15 protein-coding genes are annotated in these 17,642 nt (G+C 39.6%); 3 read left to right on the top strand and 12 right to left on the bottom strand.

What is annotated here, in order from left to right:
* Window positions 1–121: 121 nt before the first annotated feature.
* The 3 genes from BABA_RS19730 to ftsH all read right to left on the bottom strand — a co-directional run bounded on the left by BABA_RS19730 (window position 122) and on the right by ftsH (window position 3,533).
* Window positions 122–1,036: a hypothetical protein gene (locus BABA_RS19730; RefSeq protein WP_007087003.1), complete on the bottom strand. Its 915-nt coding sequence runs from the start codon at window positions 1,034–1,036 to the stop codon at window positions 122–124.
* A complete protein-coding gene (locus BABA_RS19725; protein WP_007087002.1) occupies window positions 1,026–1,550 on the bottom strand; it encodes an RNA polymerase sigma factor in 525 nt (174 codons plus the stop codon). Before BABA_RS19725 ends, BABA_RS19730 begins: the two co-directional genes overlap by 11 nt.
* A gap of 135 nt (window positions 1,551–1,685) precedes the next feature.
* A complete protein-coding gene (gene ftsH / locus BABA_RS19720; protein WP_007087001.1) occupies window positions 1,686–3,533 on the bottom strand; it encodes an ATP-dependent zinc metalloprotease FtsH in 1,848 nt (615 codons plus the stop codon).
* Between the two features lie 232 nt (window positions 3,534–3,765).
* Between ftsH and cls the strand changes: the two genes are divergently transcribed.
* Window positions 3,766–5,217, top strand: coding sequence for a cardiolipin synthase (gene cls, locus BABA_RS19715; protein ID WP_007087000.1), 1,452 nt, complete (start codon window positions 3,766–3,768; stop codon window positions 5,215–5,217).
* Window positions 5,218–5,252: 35 nt separating this feature from the next.
* Here cls and BABA_RS19710 read toward each other — a convergent pair whose 3' ends face one another.
* Window positions 5,253–6,056, bottom strand: coding sequence for an RDD family protein (locus BABA_RS19710; protein WP_007086999.1), 804 nt, complete (start codon window positions 6,054–6,056; stop codon window positions 5,253–5,255).
* A 113-nt stretch (window positions 6,057–6,169) separates the two neighbouring features.
* On the opposite strand from BABA_RS19710, the gene BABA_RS19705 reads away from it, so the two are divergent.
* Window positions 6,170–7,150, top strand: coding sequence for a stage II sporulation protein M (locus BABA_RS19705; RefSeq protein WP_007086998.1), 981 nt, complete (start codon window positions 6,170–6,172; stop codon window positions 7,148–7,150).
* Here the strand turns inward: BABA_RS19705 and BABA_RS19700 are convergent.
* The 7 genes from BABA_RS19700 to trhO all read right to left on the bottom strand — a co-directional run bounded on the left by BABA_RS19700 (window position 7,128) and on the right by trhO (window position 15,089).
* The gene (locus tag BABA_RS19700) at window positions 7,128–8,429 is read right to left on the bottom strand and encodes a DUF58 domain-containing protein (protein ID WP_007086997.1); all 1,302 of its coding nucleotides are present in this window, start codon (window positions 8,427–8,429) and stop codon (window positions 7,128–7,130) included. The two genes, BABA_RS19705 and BABA_RS19700, sit on opposite strands and share 23 nt — an antisense overlap.
* A gap of 7 nt (window positions 8,430–8,436) precedes the next feature.
* Window positions 8,437–9,366 (bottom strand): AAA family ATPase, encoded by a 930-nt coding sequence (locus tag BABA_RS19695; RefSeq protein ID WP_007086996.1) that lies wholly within the window; start codon window positions 9,364–9,366, stop codon window positions 8,437–8,439.
* Window positions 9,363–10,484 carry a DUF4350 domain-containing protein gene (locus BABA_RS19690; protein ID WP_051186065.1) on the bottom strand — a complete coding sequence of 374 codons (1,122 nt, stop codon included), beginning with the start codon at window positions 10,482–10,484 and terminating at the stop codon, window positions 9,363–9,365. The genes BABA_RS19695 and BABA_RS19690 overlap by 4 nt, the downstream gene beginning before the upstream one ends.
* Complete coding sequence (locus tag BABA_RS19685; RefSeq protein WP_007086994.1) at window positions 10,484–11,119, bottom strand: DUF4129 domain-containing protein; 636 nt, start codon at window positions 11,117–11,119, stop codon at window positions 10,484–10,486. The genes BABA_RS19690 and BABA_RS19685 overlap by 1 nt, the downstream gene beginning before the upstream one ends.
* 27 nt (window positions 11,120–11,146) lie before the next feature.
* A complete protein-coding gene (locus tag BABA_RS19680) occupies window positions 11,147–12,061 on the bottom strand; it encodes a hypothetical protein (protein WP_007086993.1) in 915 nt (304 codons plus the stop codon).
* Between the two features lie 155 nt (window positions 12,062–12,216).
* Window positions 12,217–14,004 carry an oligoendopeptidase F gene (gene pepF / locus BABA_RS19675; RefSeq protein ID WP_007086992.1) on the bottom strand — a complete coding sequence of 596 codons (1,788 nt, stop codon included), beginning with the start codon at window positions 14,002–14,004 and terminating at the stop codon, window positions 12,217–12,219.
* 125 nt (window positions 14,005–14,129) lie between these two features.
* Window positions 14,130–15,089 carry an oxygen-dependent tRNA uridine(34) hydroxylase TrhO gene (trhO, locus tag BABA_RS19670; RefSeq protein WP_007086991.1) on the bottom strand — a complete coding sequence of 320 codons (960 nt, stop codon included), beginning with the start codon at window positions 15,087–15,089 and terminating at the stop codon, window positions 14,130–14,132.
* 188 nt (window positions 15,090–15,277) lie between these two features.
* On the opposite strand from trhO, the gene BABA_RS19665 reads away from it, so the two are divergent.
* On the top strand, window positions 15,278–16,444 hold the full coding sequence (locus BABA_RS19665) for a glycoside hydrolase family 18 protein (RefSeq protein ID WP_007086990.1): 1,167 nt from the start codon (window positions 15,278–15,280) through the stop codon (window positions 16,442–16,444).
* A gap of 48 nt (window positions 16,445–16,492) precedes the next feature.
* Here the strand turns inward: BABA_RS19665 and BABA_RS19660 are convergent, their stop codons facing one another.
* Entirely contained in the window at window positions 16,493–17,596 is a 1,104-nt protein-coding gene (locus BABA_RS19660) for a metallophosphoesterase (protein ID WP_007086989.1), read from the bottom strand.
* Between the last annotated feature and the right edge of the window lie 46 nt (window positions 17,597–17,642).

Below are 17,642 nucleotides of genomic sequence, written 5' to 3'. Positions count from 1 at the left end.
ACTTTAATAGACGTGTTTTGTTAATTTTCCGCTACACTAACTGCATAATATTATTTATTAATATTGAAAAATCCGAATCAACATTGGCTGATTCGGAAGTGAGTTTTGGTTATTGTTTTCCTTATTCTTCATGGTTTGGGTAGAAATATTCATACGTTAGTTCATTTCCATTTAAAGTGATCGTGATGACTTCATTCCCATCTACTGACGCGAACGTACTAGACAATCCCTCCCTAGATTCTTGCTTCCAGTATCGATTCTGGAGTAATTTCATCACATATTGATTATATTCCTTTGTGGATGCTTCTTCCCATCGATACACTTCGAAATTATTTGCGGTAATGGAAATTGATTCTATTTCAACCGGGTAAATCATACTCCCGTACCCATGGTTCACATAAAGCTGTTCAGTACTGTGGTATGGTTTTTTTTCCTTTAGCTCCAGTGTTGACATTGCTCGAAAAATCTCAGCATACTCAAGCTTTGGATAATCAAATGTAAACTGAATCCATTTTTCAGCTTTCATCGGAACAAAAAAGTAGTACCGGATGACAACGTCCTGCATTTTTACATGCTCAATATACATGTTTGTCTTATATGGGAAATTTTCAAGTTCTCTTTCTACAAACATCGACTTTGATTTAATGGTTGTGTTCATTTCTTTTTCCGTTACTTCAGTGACTGTACCAAACGGAATGGGATTATTTTTATGGTAAAGTTCTAATTTTTCCCCAGCTTTTTTACCAGTAACATCATCCAGTTTCCAGCTGAATGTATCATTGTCAATCGTATAAATTGGAGAAGAATTTTGTATCGGATTACCCTCTATTAACATGAATAGAGAGCCTCCTAGGATCACAATAAGCAATGAAGCCGCGATTATGCTTTTCCACGGGTGGAATTGAAAACCACGAGTTTTGGAAGCTCGATTATGAATGGTTGCTTGGATTCTTTTTCTAATCGCCTCTTTTTGAGTGTCTGTAGAACCGACTTGCTTAAGCAGCTCCCATTGAACTTCGAAATGTTTATTCTCCATGGATTTCCCCTCCTACCTCGTTCATTTTCTTAAGAGAATGCAGCGCTCTTGATAATGTTTTACGAACTTTCGTTTCTGACCAATTAAGAATTTCCGCAATTTCCTTCGTGGTACAGTCTTCAATCTTTTTCAATGTTAAAACCAAACGATAATTTGGTTTTAAGTTTTGAATCTTTTCCATTTGCTGAAGGACGAACTCCTTGTTTTCAAGATGCAATTCTAGGTTAAAAGAAGATGGAATCTCCTGATTAAGCCCCACTGTCGAAAACAGCCTTTTGCGTTTCCTTTTTCGAATTTCATCAATCACCAAAAACTTCGCAATACTAAACAGCCAGGTTTTCACGGCCGATCGATTTTCAAAACCATCAACTGCCGTGTATGCCCGAAGAAATGTGTCATGGACTAAATCCTCACAACATTGCTTATCACCAATCATATATAAAATAAACCGGTAAATATCATCATAATACTGTTCGTACCAATTCATCACCAGTTCTTCTTTACCATTGTTCAAATCTTCTCCCCCCCTTTTTTCTCTCTTACCTATCAGTCGTGTAAAAACGTAAAATGTGACGCATAAAATATAAAAAAGCTCATCTTATGTAATTATAAGATGAGCTTCACCTACTAATGTAAAATTCTATAAACTTTATTTCTCAAGGATAACACTCGACTCTTGTTTCCCTGCTAAAATCGCCATAAATTCTTCTCCGCTGATGGTTTCTTTTTCTAACAAGTACTTCGTCAGCTCGTGTAGTTTATCTTTATTATCCTCCAAAATTCGAATCGCTTTTTGATGACAGGTTTTGATGATTTTGAGAATCTCCGCATCTACCTTTGCAGCTGTTTCAGCAGACACCATAAGCGAAGTATCTCCCCCTAAATACGGGTTATTGACCGTTTCAAGTGCCATCATATCGAATTCGTCGCTCATCCCAAACCGAGTTACCATGGATCTGGCAATCTTTGTAGCTTGTTCAATATCATTGGAGGCACCTGATGTGATCGTTTTAAAAATGACTTCTTCTGCAGCACGTCCACCCATATAGGTCGTGATTTTATCCAAGGCTTGTTCTTTTGTCATTAGGATCGTTTCATGTTCATCCACCTGCATCGTGTAACCCAATGCCCCAGAGGTCCTAGGAATAATTGTGATTTTATGAACCGGTGCCGAGTGGCTTTGCTTTGCAGCCACCAATGCATGGCCAATTTCATGATAGGAAATCGTTAATTTATCTTTCATTGAAATGACAGCATTTTTTCGTTGATAACCGGCAATGACGACCTCAACAGACTCTTCCAAATCATTTTGCATCACTTTATTTCGGCCAAGTCTTACCGCTCTTAGTGCCGCCTCATTGATTATGTTCGCTAAATCCGCGCCTGATGCCCCTGATGTTGCTCTTGCAATCATATTAAAATCGACATCATCAGCTAACTTTACTTTTCCCGCATGAACATGCAATATAGATTCGCGTCCAGCTAAATCAGGTAATTCAACGGGAACTCGCCGGTCGAATCGTCCGGGTCTTAATAGCGCTTTATCAAGTGTTTCTGGCCGGTTAGTGGCGGCGAGGATGACTACACCTTTATCGGCATCAAAACCATCCATCTCTGTTAAAAGTTGATTTAATGTTTGTTCCCTTTCATCATTTCCTCCAGGCATACCAGAATTCCTGCTTTTCCCGATAGCATCAATTTCATCAATAAAAACAATACATGGGGCTTTTTCCTGCGCTTGTTTAAATAAATCCCTGACCCTAGCAGCACCCATCCCCACAAACATCTCAACAAATTCAGAACCTGACATCGAGAAGAACGGAACCTTTGATTCCCCGGCAACTGCCTTAGCTAGAAGGGTTTTCCCTGTTCCTGGAGGGCCGACTAATAAGGCACCCTTTGGAATACTTGCACCGATTTCTTTATATTTTTTGGGATTATGCAGGAAGTCAACAATTTCTTGAAGTGCTTCCTTTGCTTCATCCTGACCAGCGACATCTTTAAACGTTATTCCAGTTTGGGCTTCCACATAGACCTTGGCGTTACTTTTACCAAACGATAAGGCACCGCCGCCGCCCATCATCTTATTTTGCATCTTCTTCATCAGCCATTGACCAATCGCAATAAAGATCAGCAGCGGAAGAATCCAAGATAGAATGAAATTTAATAGCGGAGATGTTTCTTTCGGAATCACCTTAGCAAACTTAACATTCGCTTCATGCAAACGGTCAACTAATTTAGGATCGTCGATTGACCCCGTTTTATAGAGCTTAGCTTCACTTGTATCTTTAGGTTTAAACATTATCGTGTTATTTTCAATTTCTACTTGTTTTACCTTACCGTCTTCCACCATAGTTAAAAATGTTCCATAATCCACTTCTTTGACAGAGTGATTAAAAATGGCGGGAAAAATAAACGAATTTAGCAGCAAAATAATAACTAATATTATTCCATAGTAGAATATCAATGGTTTTTTCGGTGGTTTCATTTGTTTCATATAGGTTCCTCCACGTTACGAGTTATTAATACTTGAACTTTTTCTTGCAAGCCCATTTTAAAAAAACTCATCTCCATTATATCATTCCCCGTTGATTCCTCTTTAGAAAAGGTCTTAAGTGAATTTTTCAATAACATGACGATTTAGTAACTGTCATATTGCTTTTAAAGTCCAGCCAATTCAGGTAAGATTTACTAAAAGAATTTGTTGATAGACGAAGGAGTATTATCGGATGGAAGTGACAACTTTAACGACACTGCTTGTAGCCATTGTTCTCATAGGTAATATTGTACTTGCGGGTGTGGTTGTGTTTATCGAACGAAGAGACATTGGTTCCACCTGGGCCTGGCTAATGGTCCTTTTCTTTATTCCAATTGCAGGATTTTTAGTCTATTTATTTCTTGGAAGACAATTAAAGCAGAAAAACTTTTACCAATTATCATCTGAAGAAAGAAACTATCTTCAATCCACTGTTGACGAACAGATCCATCAGCTGAAAAATAGTAGTTTTTATCAGAGGAATTTACTTACGAAACATTCTGATTTGCTCCTGATGAACTTGAAATCCTCCAATTCATTACTAACCATGTACAATGAAATTCAGATTTTCAGTGATGGCCATGAAAAATTTCACTCATTGTTTGAAGACATTAGAAGAGCGCAAGAGGAAATTCATCTTCAATATTATATCATTCAAGGCGATTCCCTTGGAAAAAGGCTGCGGGATGTACTGACAAAAAAGGCGATGGAAGGTGTAAAAGTCCGGGTTCTTTATGACGATTTTGGTTCCAAAAGGATTTCCCTCGGTTTTTTTAAAGAACTTATTCATAACGGGGGCGAAGTCGAGGCCTTTTTCCCATCATTCCTTAAATTAATCAATTTCCGTATTAATACCCGAAATCACCGTAAACTTTGCATCATAGACAGAAAGATTGCTTATATTGGCGGCTTCAATATTGGAAATGAATACTTAGGGTTGGATAAAAAATTCGGCTACTGGCGCGATACCCATCTACGAGTTCAAGGTGAATCGGTTAATCAACTACAAGGAAGATTCTTATTAGACTGGAATTATGCTACGCAGAACAAGTTGAATCTTGAGCCCTATTCTGTTCCTGTGGAAAAACCTGAAGGAAACACACCTGTTCAGATTATTGCTAGCGGGCCAAACTCTCAAACAGAACATATCAAAAATGCTTATATTAAATTGATTATGTCAGCAAAAAGAACTGTATACATCCAAACTCCGTATTTTGTTCCGGATGCAAGTTTTATGGATGCTTGTAAAATTGCCCTGCTCTCAGGTGTTGATGTGAGTATAATGATACCTAGTAAGGGCGATTCCCCCTTTGTTTATTGGGCCACCTTGTCGTACGCAGGGGAACTAATCGATTACGGAGCAAAAATATATCTGTATGAGAAGGGCTTTATCCATGCGAAAACGATTGTAGTGGATCAGGAAGTGGCTTCTGTTGGGACTGCAAATATCGACACACGCAGCTTTCGGTTAAATTTTGAAGTAAATGCTGTTTTGTACGATGAAAATGCAGCCACAAAACTTCACGGACTATTCTTGCAGGATTGCCAAGACAGCTCTGAATATACACAAAAAAGATATAAGGATCGGTCCATCATAACCAAGTTTAAGGAGGCCATAACACGCCTCTTATCACCCATACTTTAAAAAAACTCGGCACCTCCATAGGAAGTGCCGAGTTTTTATAGTTCAAATTCCCATTCTTCGCGCAGTAGCAAATAAAGAATAAGGAGTGTATCTTCCTTTTCACTTTCCAATTTCCCTTGTACATCCATCCCAATCTTAGGAAGGAGGATTTCAGCAATTTGTTTTGTTAGATGATTTCTTTCATCTAATGGGATTTGATGGAATCGGCTTGCATAGGTGCTAAGTAGCTTCCACTCCTTCATCCCCAACGATTTCAAGGTCCATTCATCGAGGGTCAAATCATTTTTGGAGAGACCGCGATTTTCGATTTCTTTTTCAATGGATGAAAGTTTCTTTTTCCGCTTTGGCTTACGCTCATGGACGACAATGGTTCCGGCGACAAGATCCCCCAGACGTTTATGTTTCGAATGAAAAAATATCATAACAATTCCAAGGAAATAAGCTGTCGGCAAGGAATCAATAATGCGGATAAGATTCCGGATGAAGCTTGATAACAAGGTGATGCTGTGCCCGTTTTCCTGTATCACCCGAATCCCGACTAATTTTTTCCCAAGCGTTCTTCCACCTGAAAAAAATTCAAAAGCGAAAAAGTAGCCCCCGTTCACAATAAATAGAATAATTATGGCTATTGCTATCGGGATTGAACTGTCCACGAGAAAAAACGGCATCGATGACATCCCATCCATCACAAAATAAAGGACAGCGATTGTCAAAATATTAATAATCATTAAAAGTACTTGATCGATGATAAAAGCTGCTGCCCTGCTTCCTAACCCGGCAAGCTGAAATTGAATCGACACGTATTCAGGTGTTTTAACATCTAAATGATCTTCATTCATAAAAATTCCCCCAGCACACGGTTGATTTCTTCTATTGTTGTTTCTATTTTTCTACTAATTTCCTATAATAAGGAGAAAGAGTTTACATACCTCTCAAAAAAGAAGGTGAAAAAATGAATGTAAAGCAATTCATAAAAATGCATCGTGAAGACTGGAAACATCTTGAACAATTGGTCGGATCGATGAGTAAACGCAAAAACGCAATTACAGGTGATACGATCACCGATTATCACCGACTCTATCAAAAGACAGCCCAGAATCTTTCGTACAGTCAAACCTACTTTCCAAATGACGAAGTAACGGGGTACTTAAATGGTCTTGTATCAAAGTCACATAACCTGTTGTATAAGGATCAAGTATCAAGCTTTAAACAAATTCGCCATTTTTTCAGCACCCAATTTATTGGGTTATTATTAGAACAATGGAAATTTGTCTTGGCAGCAATGATTTTATTTATCATTGGTGCAGTGGGTAGTTTTATCGCTGTCGTGAATGACCCACTGCATATTTATGCCATCCTTCCGGCTGAAATCGCGCAAGGGGTAAACCCCGACCAGCTTGGGAAAGGGAATGGCGCCGTCGACTCCCCGCTGATGTCGGCCAGCATTATGACGAACAATATCAAGGTAGCCTTCCTCGCCTTTGCCGGCGGAATCACCTTTGGCCTTGTGACGGTTTATTTACTTATCTATAATGGTATCATCATTGGCGCACTCGCAGCCCTTTTCTGGCATCACGGGAAATCCTATGATTTTTGGGCCTATATCGTCCCCCACGGAATGATCGAGCTCACAGCCATTTTTATCGCCGGCGGTGCCGGCCTGTTAATGGGCTATAAGCTCTTTGTTCCAGGACAATACACAAGAGGCTACCAATTAAAACAACATGCGAAGAGATCAGTACAGCTCCTGCTTGGAACCATTCCACTGTTTGTCATCGCCGGAGTCATAGAAGGATTTATCACACCGGCGGCGATTTCTTTAGAAGCAAAATATATAATAGCTTTCCTAACGGTGATTGGCCTAATTCTATATGTCATAATTGGTAAATTAAAGCTTAACAAATCTACATCTACAGGAGGTTTTGATTCATAATATCGATATAATGGGAAACTGCGGCAATCGCGAGCTTTTCCTCACGGGCCTCGATCATTTGGAGGCCTTGCTTTTCCCATTTGCTTTTTTCTCGCTTCTTAAACAATAGCTGCTGCTGAGCAATACTTTTAACCATTGCTGCTTGTACTGTATTCGGCTCCTCATTGACTCTCTTGCCGAGCGTTTGATCCTCGATGCCAATCATGAAAAATAAATGCCGCTGCCGAAGGCGCCTCAATAAAACCAGGGCACTCTCCTCGTGAAGAAACGTTCGAACGTCACTAAATAATAAAAGCAAACTCCGTTTCTTTTGCACCAATTCTAAGTATTGCAATACCGCGGCATAATTGGACTCTGCCGCATCCACTTTCACATCATAGATTGCCTGAAGGATTGTCTGCAAGTGTGCCAATCCTTTGGCCGGCGGCACATATACCTTAATTTCTTTTGAAAAAGCAAGAACAGAAACATAATCGCCTTTTTGAAGGGCCGCCGCCGCAACCGTCAGTGCTGCTTCTAAAGACCTCTCTAACCGGTTCCCCTTCTTCAATTCGGCCCCCATCATTCTGCCGCAATCAAGTAATATCGTTATATATTTCCCATGCTCCGGTTCGTACTCATTCGTCATCACTTCGCGTAGCTTTGCCGTTTGACGCCAGTTGATTTTACGGGGATCATCCCCGACCACATAACTGCGAATCTTGGAAAAATCACCAACACCACTTCGCTGCCTGCGAATTTTTAACCCTTCGTATGTTAAAAATTGCTGTGCATTCTCCAAATACTGCTTGGTCTCCGTTAAATCCGGAATAACTTTGACTGATTCCTTCATCACAACCGTTGTTTGCTTCTCCCATAACCCGATAAGACTGGTATAACGAAAATAAAGCTTACTAAATTCGAACTTGCCTCTTTCATAAGCAATGGTATCATACGAAATCTCCATTTCTGTTTCACTTGGTATTTTTCCAATGAGTGGAAATGGACGATTGAAAGACTGTGGTAACCCATCAATCAACCGATATGAAAATGGATAGGTGGAGGTATTTTTTACTTCAATCTTCACCGGATCGGCAATACCCCTTTCAAACTCATCTGCCATTGTTCTTAGAAATGAAAGCTGGCTTTTTTTCGGGGAAAAAAGTAAGTCTAGTAAGCTTACAATCAATACCACGATATTAATCGTAATTACATAACCCCATGAAATCCCCCAACCCGCTCCAATCAACAATGCAACGGTGAGAACGAGAAAAAGCAGTAATAGCCGTTTTGTCGGCAATATTCCCCTATCTTGGAACAGGAACCGAGCCCACAAGCTCTTCAATGATTTGGTCAACGGTTGCTCCCTCCAATTCTACATGTGGGGATAGCTGAATTCGATGTCGTAATGCAGGCCTTGAGACCATTTTGATATCATCCGGTGTCACATAATCCCGGCCAGCCAGGTATGCCCATGATTGTGCGGCTTTTCCGATGGAGATCCCTGCCCTTGTACTGGCACCATAGCGAATCGCTTCGGTATCACGTGTTTTCCTGACAATCTGCATCATATAGTCCAATACACTATCACTAACCGTCACTTGTTCAATTTCTTTTCTAATCCTTAAAAAAGTATCCATGTCTAGGATTGAAGTAACTTGCTTTGTGTCAAAGCTGTTTTCAATTACTTGCTTGAGTACGTTTTTCTCTTCTTCAAAGGTTGGAAAATCGATTTTTAACTTGAATAAGAATCGATCCTGCTGTGCTTCCGGCAGCGGATAAGTACCTTCAAATTCAATCGGGTTTTGCGTGGCAACAACAAAGAAGATCTCTGGCAATGGATAGGTTTCCCCTTGGATGGTGACTTGCTTTTCTTCCATCGCTTCTAATAATGCAGCCTGCGTCTTTGCTGGCGTCCGGTTAATTTCATCGGCAAGGAGGATATTCGTAAAAATTGGCCCCTTCAATGTTTGAAAACTGCCTTCTTTCATATTGTAGATCATGCTGCCCGTGATATCACTTGGCAGTAAATCAGGTGTAAATTGAATGCGGTTAAAGCTGCCTCCTAAGAGACTTGCCAGCGTGCGCACCATTTGCGTTTTTCCAGTGCCAGGTACTCCTTCTAAAAGGACATGTCCCCCTGCTAAAATGGCAGATAACAAAAGTCTTAGATTTAAACTCTGACCAATAATCCGCTCTTCATATTTTTCTAGAAAGGATGTTAATTCTGTTTTCATGCTTCAACCTCTTTTCGTAATTGCTCCAGTTTTCTCGACCAAAATAGGTATTCCTGTTTACTAATTTTTTCTTTTTCAAGGATAGTAAACAGTCCACTTAGAAAAGACTTTATCTCACAGGCGGGCATTCGCGTCCATTTTTTCTCAAAATAACTTGTCAAATCCTGCCATTCTCGGCTGTAGGGAATTTGCCAGCGTTCTTGTAGCAAGAGTTTGACATAATCAGCCTGGATCACCAATGAATCATGGTATCGCTTGCCACGCATGTACCATGCAGCAATTGCTTGAATTCCTTCATCACTGAAACGGACTGATTCTTCCCTCGGGGTGAAAATGGGTCCGAATCGCTTCCCTTTGAACCATAGCCACAAAAGCATCAATAGGAGTCCCTGCAAATTGAGCAATAAAAACCACATCGGGTAGACTGTCAATATCGAGGAGGAATTTTCCCCGCCATGTATATATTCATCAAACAAGATGGTTTTTGTCTCCCCCTGATTTAAGAGATAAAGAAGAAGGGGTAAATGATCCTTTTTTAATATGTTGCCATTTGTCATCCATTCTGGCGCAATCGAAACAATCAAATGGCCTTTACCATAAGGACGTTTAAGTGCAATGGTTTCTTTTCGATTACTTAATAAGACCTCATCCTGCTTGGTCTTTTGCAACCCAATCTGTGAACGAACCTCTGCCCGATAAAGTGTACGTGACTTGTCATAAATATTTTGAGAGGACTTTTGTTCTGTAAATTCCGTGTTTACATCAAACATCCCTTTTGGATTGGTTTGAAATAAAAGGATGGTATTCCCTGCCTTCATAAAATCCACATATTTCTTCATGACATCCTTCCCTGGAATAAAGGAGGATTCGACCATAACAAGTAATTGGTTTTCTTCACTTTTAGGCAGCATGTCAGGTGAATGGTTCCACGTCTTTACATCTGTTTCTTTCTTTAAATATGTATAAAATGCCTTTACACCTGAAGGAGAGGGTGAGTCAGATACATACCCTGGGTAAACTTTAGGCTTCGGTGAAAAGGAAAAGTAACTAATTGTTAAAAAGAGGACGAGTAGTACAATCAGCCACATCCATGTCTTACCCTTTGATTGTGAGTTCATCAACTACTTTCTTCTCCCCTTTCACCGAGCCAGACCATTGCTTCCTGTTTAAATTGAACATATTCCTCTTTACTTACCGTTCGTTCCCCATACGTCACTTCATCAAAAAAGTGGGCGAGACGGTAAAATTGCTCCGCATGTTGTTGATCCACCTTCCGAAGTTCATCGAAGTAATCCCAATTGGTTTTCCAAATTCTTGCCTCAAGCCATCCCTTATCATGAAGGTAAAGGAGCAATGCTAAAAATAAATGGCGGGTTGAATGCGAATATTCCGCGGAAGACTCATATTCCTTAGCCTCATCAAGATGCCGCCCATATGTCCAATTGATCTCCTTCAGTGATTGCAGCGGCTTTTGCTTACAGAGCTTTACATTCCGCTTCGTATTTCGAATAAGGAAAAAGGTCAAAAAGCCTAATAGAATAACAACAATCACAATAATCGCGATTAAGATTGGCTCGGAAGCACTGCTGGCCGATTTAATGGCTGGAAACAACTTTTCCAGCTGTTCAGCCAGCCATTTCTTAGCATTTTCCCACCAAGTCTGGATAAATCCCTTAGACTCATTGTAGACTGAATATTCTTTAGCATTTAAAATATCTTCGATGTCATCACGTGCCTTGTTTGCATCTATCATAATCATCACCTAACATTTTAGGTTTTTTTAAATAGTCTTGTAATCTTCAATTAATTCTTTTAAATCATCCGCATCATGTCTTGTTTTCAAATCTAGATACATAACCCCATAACCCACTGAAAAAATCATCGTCGTAAACAGTGAGGCCATATTCGAAATCATTGTTAATAAGACGCTATTTCCTAATAGGGCACCAAATGTCATTTGGACAACAGCACCGATAATGGAAACGATTATATAAAAGACAATATATAGTCCCATCAATACCCAAGTTCTATTTTTCGAAAGCCTCCAACTTCTTAAAAATCCAGGTGATGTCTTGTCAAGCACAACCGAACCAAAATAAAAACTCCAGCGCGTTAATAGCAGGCCAATCCCGATTGCGCCACCAAAAAATAATAAAATCCCTAATAAAACTAAGACAACGGTGTTAACCGATGACGCTAACACTCCGAAAGTGAATGCTACAATTAAAATCGGAATAATAATGATGGCAAACATGATTAAGCCAAACAAAATACTACTGCCAAGCATGGGCCAAAAACGAGAAAAGGCTTGTTTGATGACGCCCCCCACGGTATATTCTTCAGTTTGCCGAATACGATTCAACGCAAACAGGATTGCCGCCTCAGCAACCGGAAATAAAAGGACACTAAATAATCCAACTACGATTAAGCTGATATCCACACCTAAACTGCTAGAGTCAAATGAACCTGTTCCCTCAAATCCTGAGAGAATTTGTTCAAACCAAGTATCACCAGATCCAACCTGTCTAAAAAAGCTGGTTCCTGAGGCTAATTGGATGATTGCCTGAAGCAAATAAATCGGCCCCATAAAAATGATTAAAATCATAAAAAATTCTTTAAAATGATTTTTTGTTAAACTGAATGTATGATCCAGTATTTCACCAAATCCCTTAGGCTTTTTAAATTTTTCATTCAATGTGTAGTTCCCCCTTGTGTAAAAAATGGTTATTATTACCGCTTATTTTATCATTATTCTGAGATATGTGGGCGGAAAGTTGTAAAATAACGCATAAATAGAGCCTAACACCCATGTTTCTTATTAAAAATGGGCGGTAGGCTTTTGAGAAATTCTTATATATTTGAAAATTCTTCCACAAGCTCACCAAATCGTTTGAGGGAATTTTCAATCGGATATGGTGTTGTTAAGTCAACACCAGTCTTTTTTAACAATTCGAGCGGATAATCCGAGCTCCCGCTTTTTAAAAACTCCAAATAGGAATGTAATGTTTCCTTATCACCTTCAAGTATGTTGGTTGCCAAGTGAATCGCAGAGGCAAAACCTGTCGCATACTTATACACATAAAATGGACGATAGAAATGAGGAATTCTTGACCAGCCATATTTCACTTCCTCATCGAAGACCATTTCATCGCCATTGTAATCCCTGAATAGTTGTTCATAGGTTTGATTAAATACTTCTACATTTAGCGGCTGGCCCTTTTCCGCCATTTCATGCGTTTTCATCTCAAACTCGGCAAACATGACTTGCGTGAAAAATGTGCCTTTAAATTGATCGATAAAATGGTTCAATAAATGGCTGCGAACGTCAGCGTCCTTTTCATTTTTTAATAAATAGTTAATCAACAGCACTTCATTGACGGTTGAAGCGACCTCCGCTACAAAGATACTGTAACGGGCTGTAATTTGCGGCTGATGCGCTGAACTCAACCGGCTGTGAACACCGTGACCGCATTCATGTACAAGGGTGAATAAACTATCCAAATCGTCTTGGTGATTTAAAAGAATAAACGGATGGACGCCGTAAACACCTAGATTGTAGGCACCTGACCGCTTACCAGGAGTTTCCCGGACATCAATATACCTGGCGTCCTTAAACTCTTTAAGAATACCGACATAATCCTCTCCTAAAGGTGCTAATGCTTTACACATCGTTTCATAGGCTTCCTCATAGGAAATCACTTGTTTGACACCGCTAACGAGCGGGACACTCATATCATATTGCCGAAGTTCATCAAGATTCAGCTTTTCTTTACGGATTCGAGTATATTGATGTAGCGGCGCAATATTGTTTCTTGTTGTTTGAATGAGATTTTCATAAACTTCTTTTGGTACTTTATCCCCAAATAAGGCTTTTTCCAGTGCGGAGGGATAGTGACGGATCTTTGCTATCGTCACATTATTTTTAATCGCTGCTGAAAGTGTTGAAGCGATTGAATTTTTTAATTGTACGTAAGGCTGATAGTATGCTTTATACGCTTCCCGGCGTTTTTCACGATCTTCATCCTCAATTAACTTCGCATACATCCCCCGGGTCAGTTCGACCGGTTCACCGTATTCACCAGTAACCTCGCCAAACCTAATGTCCGCATTATTGATCATCCCAAAGGTATTGCTGGGAGCAGACAGGGCCTCCCCTAGCTGCGAAAGGAGTTCTTCTTGTTCCTTACTTAGCACGTGCGTCTTATAACGGAAGGATTCCCATAAATCCTCGGCAAAATATGCTAATTTTTCTTCGGCCTTAATGTACCCTTTTAATATTTCTTCATCTAGGCTTAATAAATAGGGCATGAAAAAGGAAGTGGCAGCACTTACTTTCACACTAAGCTGTTTGGCCCGATCCTGCAGTGCTTGTGCAGCAGTTGCCCTTGTGTTTTCATCTACCTGCAACATGGCATAGGCATACAGCTTATTAAAATGAAAGGATAACTCTTCTCCTTGTTTCAGATATAAATACAAGGAATTGCCATCATTAATTTCGCCATCAAACTTTTTTAATTCCTTTGCCATTTGCTCTATTAACTGATAATCTTCCTCCCATTTACTTACATCTGCATAGATATCAGATAAATTCCATTTTTCCTGAACAGGTACTTCGTTTCTGCTCGTATATGTCGGCATGTGTATTCTCCTCCGGATTAATAAAATAAATTGCAATCAAAACTATATTCCATGTGTATCATTATTTTCCCTTTTTTATGTATTTTAGATATAACAAAAGGCAGGTCAAATCTGACCTGCCCTTGTTACATGGTTACCTCTTTGTCAATTGCCATTAATCTTTCATTTACTTCTTGTTCACTCAAGCCGTGCTGGGCAACGTAGCGGTTGCGCGGGTGAACCCTGCACTCGTGAGAACAGCTGCGTAAATGTTTATGTTCATTTTCCTCTGAGCAGAGAATCTTTTTATTACATTCAGGGTTAGCACAGTTCACATAACGTTCACATGGCTCACCTGTGTAATAATCTTTTCCTACCACTACATGCTCTTTTCGATTCACTGGGACACTAATCCGCTCATCAAACACATAAAGCTGCCCATCCCATAATTCACCTTGAACTTCAGGGTCTTTTCCATAGGTGACAATTCCGCCTTCAAGCTGTGACACATCTTCAAATCCTTCTTTTAAGAGCCAGCCGGAAAATTTTTCACAGCGGATTCCACCGGTACAATACGTGAGAATTTTTTTGCCCTCAAATTCCTGTTTATTTTCTCGGATCCATTCCGGTAAATCGCGGAAATTCAAAATATCTGGTCTAACCGCACCTCTAAAATGCCCCAAGTCAAATTCATAATCATTTCGGGCGTCGATCACAACGGTATCTTCTTTTTGCATTTCCTCGAAAAATTCCTTTGGTTTCAAATGTTTACCGGTTACCACATTCGGATCCACATCATCTTCCAATCGTAAGGTAACAAGTTCCGTTCGATAACGCACCTTCATTTTCTTAAACGCATGCTCGGTTGCTTCATCTATTTTAAAAATAGTTCCTGCAAATAATGGATGTTCCTCCATGTATTTCATATAGGCATCAGTTTGTTCAATGGTGCCTGACACCGTTCCATTTATTCCTTCGGCGGCGATGATGATTCGTCCCTTTAGGCCTAAATCAGTACAAAATTGACGATGCTCATTCGCACATTCCTCAGGATTCTCAATTGGTACATATTTGTAATACAATAACACTCTAAATTCTTGATTCATATTTACCACCTTACTCTATATAAAAATATCCTTATTTTTAACATTAACTTATTTACTATATCAAAAATTAGTATCGGTTTTCAAATTTATTTACTTCCTGTAATAGTGTAGGTGGATATTACCAGCCAATTCCCTCTATTTTTCTGGTACAATTTTTATAATTGATCAAAATAAGGAGGATCACATCAATGAAAAAACGAACACTCCTCCTTGCCCTGGTAATTGCGATTACCTTCGTTGGAGGAATAATCACTGGAGCTACACTTTTACCCAATAAAACATCTGAAAAAACGATTCATATAGAAAAAACAGCTAAATCATTCATTAATCCACGGACAAAAAAATTACCAAAAATGGACAAGGCACCATCAAAAGTTCTCATCGGATATGTACAGGATTTTCGCGACCCCAACGTCGTGGATTATTCGAAATTAACACATGTTATTTTCTCTTTCGCTCATCCAACTAAGGATGGGGGAATTTTGCTAAATGGCGATGCCGCCTTAAAAAACCTAAGAACTGTCGTTGCAAATGCAAAAAAGTCTGACACTAAAGTGATGCTGGCTGTTGGCGGCTGGTTTCACATGAATGGCGGCGAATCCTATGAGTATTTTAAAACGGCTATTTCTAATCCTGTTTCTAGGACAAAACTAGTTAATGAGCTTACTAGTATCGCAGATCGCGAGCATCTTGACGGAATCGATATCGATTTTGAACATCCCCGTTCGAAAGCCGATGCTGAAAATCTTGCAGCCTTTGCAATAGAATTAAGTGCACAGCTTCATCCAAAAAATAAAGAATTATCGATTGCGGTTTATTCAAAAATTCATGCCGTTACGTTAACCGAAATTGGCTTTGTCGTGTATGAACCGTCGATGTTCCAGGATGTTGACCATGTCAATATTATGGCCTATGACGGCCAATGGGATGATGGCTATCATGCTGCTAATCTTTCACCCTATCCGTTTACTGAGAAAATCGTAAACTATTGGGCAGATTTGTTTGACAAGAATAATCTATCAAAAGAAAAATTAGTGCTAGGTGTTCCTTTTTATGCTCAGCCGGAAGATCCTAAAGTGAAACAGGTTTCTTATGGAGCGATTATTAACCAAGATCCCGCAAATGCCGGAAAAGACACAGTTAGCATGAACGGCACAACCTATTATTACAACGGCGATGCCACGATGAAAAAGAAAACAACCTTGGCACTTAGGTCTGGCTTCGGCGGAATGATGATTTGGGAGGTTGGGCTTGATTCTCAAGGATCACATAGTTTAACGGGAACTATTTTTAATATAATCAAAGATTCAAATTCTGAGCCGACAAAATATTATACAGTGAAGAAAAATGAGTAAAAAAATGCTGTACTCCCTTATTGAGTGGGGTACAGCTATTTTGATTCATTATTGATTTTGTTTAAAGGTTACCTTTAGTTGGACAATTTCGGAACGGCTGCCGATTCGAATCGGTGTCCCCCAAAAACCATATCCTGAAGAGACTATCGATTGAAATTGACCAAGCTTTAGGTAACCCCAGTCATTTTCATAGATTTTATTTGTAATCAAGTTCATCGGAGCAATTTGGCCGCGATGGGTGTGTCCCGACAACATCAGGTCTACGCCATTTTTTTCAGCTATGGCAAAATCATATGGCTGGTGATCAAGGAGAATGACCGGTTTTGTACCATCTGCTTGCTCCATTAAATCGGCAAGTTTAGCACGAACCACGTCTTGATATCCCCTGTCTTTCCTGCCAATAAGGTTAATGCCATTCTCCAATCTTACTGTTTTATCGTCCAGAACATTCATGCCACTATCCGTAAAAAGCTTTACAAGATCAGCACTTTCATCTCGATCATGATTACCAAATGATGCATAAACTGGTGCATGTATTTGGTTTAAGATTTGCGGTATCCCTTTATCGAGATAGGGTTTCACATCATCGTCTATTATGTCCCCTGGGAACAATACAAGATCAGGGTGTAATGAATTGATTTGCTTCACAAGGTTTTTGGCATGATGTGCACCCGACAGGACACCGAAATGCATATCAGAAGCCATAACCATGTTCAACGTTTGCTTGCCTTCAACCTGCTTCGGAATGTTGATTGTATACGTCCGAACAACTGGGCTGTACGCATTGTATATACCAATAGCAATTAAACAACCTATAGCAATTCCGGTGATAAATCCAGACCATTTGATTACATTTTTTTTCGAAAAGCGGGTAAATCTCGATAAAAAGACAAGTAGATTAACAAGCGGGAAAAATAAAATCGAAAAATAAAAGATTCCCAGCCAGATGGCACCAACCCATGTAATAATCTGAAATTCCTCTAACCAGCGCCCGAGCATGAATGAATAGGCAAAAAACAAGAGGAGAATCCAATATATGTACTTGATCGATCTCTTATAAATGGTAAATGTCTGCAGCCATTTCCAACCGTTCCAGCCAACATAAAATAAAAGTAAATTATATATGACTAATACTCCTAATATGAACCCCATTAACCAACCTCACTATCCTTCTCGAATTCTTACTATTATTAGACCG

Origin of the sequence: Neobacillus bataviensis LMG 21833 (genome assembly GCF_000307875.1) — a bacterium.
Lineage (GTDB): Bacteria > Bacillota > Bacilli > Bacillales > Cytobacillaceae > Neobacillus > Neobacillus bataviensis.
Note: the sequence above shows the minus strand (reverse complement) of the source record. Positions and strands in the feature narration are given on the sequence as shown.

What these genes read in the sequence shown, in the direction of transcription:
- BABA_RS19730 (WP_007087003.1), bottom strand. Translation starts at nt 1,036, where the DNA reads ATGGAGAATAAACATTTCGAAGTTCAATGGGAGCTGCTTAAGCAAGTC.
- ftsH (WP_007087001.1), bottom strand. Translation starts at nt 3,533, where the DNA reads ATGAAACAAATGAAACCACCGAAAAAACCATTGATATTCTACTATGGA.
- cls (WP_007087000.1), top strand. Translation starts at nt 3,766, where the DNA reads ATGGAAGTGACAACTTTAACGACACTGCTTGTAGCCATTGTTCTCATA.
- BABA_RS19710 (WP_007086999.1), bottom strand. Translation starts at nt 6,056, where the DNA reads ATGAATGAAGATCATTTAGATGTTAAAACACCTGAATACGTGTCGATT.
- BABA_RS19705 (WP_007086998.1), top strand. Translation starts at nt 6,170, where the DNA reads ATGAATGTAAAGCAATTCATAAAAATGCATCGTGAAGACTGGAAACAT.
- BABA_RS19695 (WP_007086996.1), bottom strand. Translation starts at nt 9,366, where the DNA reads ATGAAAACAGAATTAACATCCTTTCTAGAAAAATATGAAGAGCGGATT.
- BABA_RS19690 (WP_051186065.1), bottom strand. Translation starts at nt 10,484, where the DNA reads ATGAACTCACAATCAAAGGGTAAGACATGGATGTGGCTGATTGTACTA.
- BABA_RS19685 (WP_007086994.1), bottom strand. Translation starts at nt 11,119, where the DNA reads ATGATAGATGCAAACAAGGCACGTGATGACATCGAAGATATTTTAAAT.
- pepF (WP_007086992.1), bottom strand. Translation starts at nt 14,004, where the DNA reads ATGCCGACATATACGAGCAGAAACGAAGTACCTGTTCAGGAAAAATGG.
- trhO (WP_007086991.1), bottom strand. Translation starts at nt 15,089, where the DNA reads ATGAATCAAGAATTTAGAGTGTTATTGTATTACAAATATGTACCAATT.
- BABA_RS19665 (WP_007086990.1), top strand. Translation starts at nt 15,278, where the DNA reads ATGAAAAAACGAACACTCCTCCTTGCCCTGGTAATTGCGATTACCTTC.
- BABA_RS19660 (WP_007086989.1), bottom strand. Translation starts at nt 17,596, where the DNA reads ATGGGGTTCATATTAGGAGTATTAGTCATATATAATTTACTTTTATTT.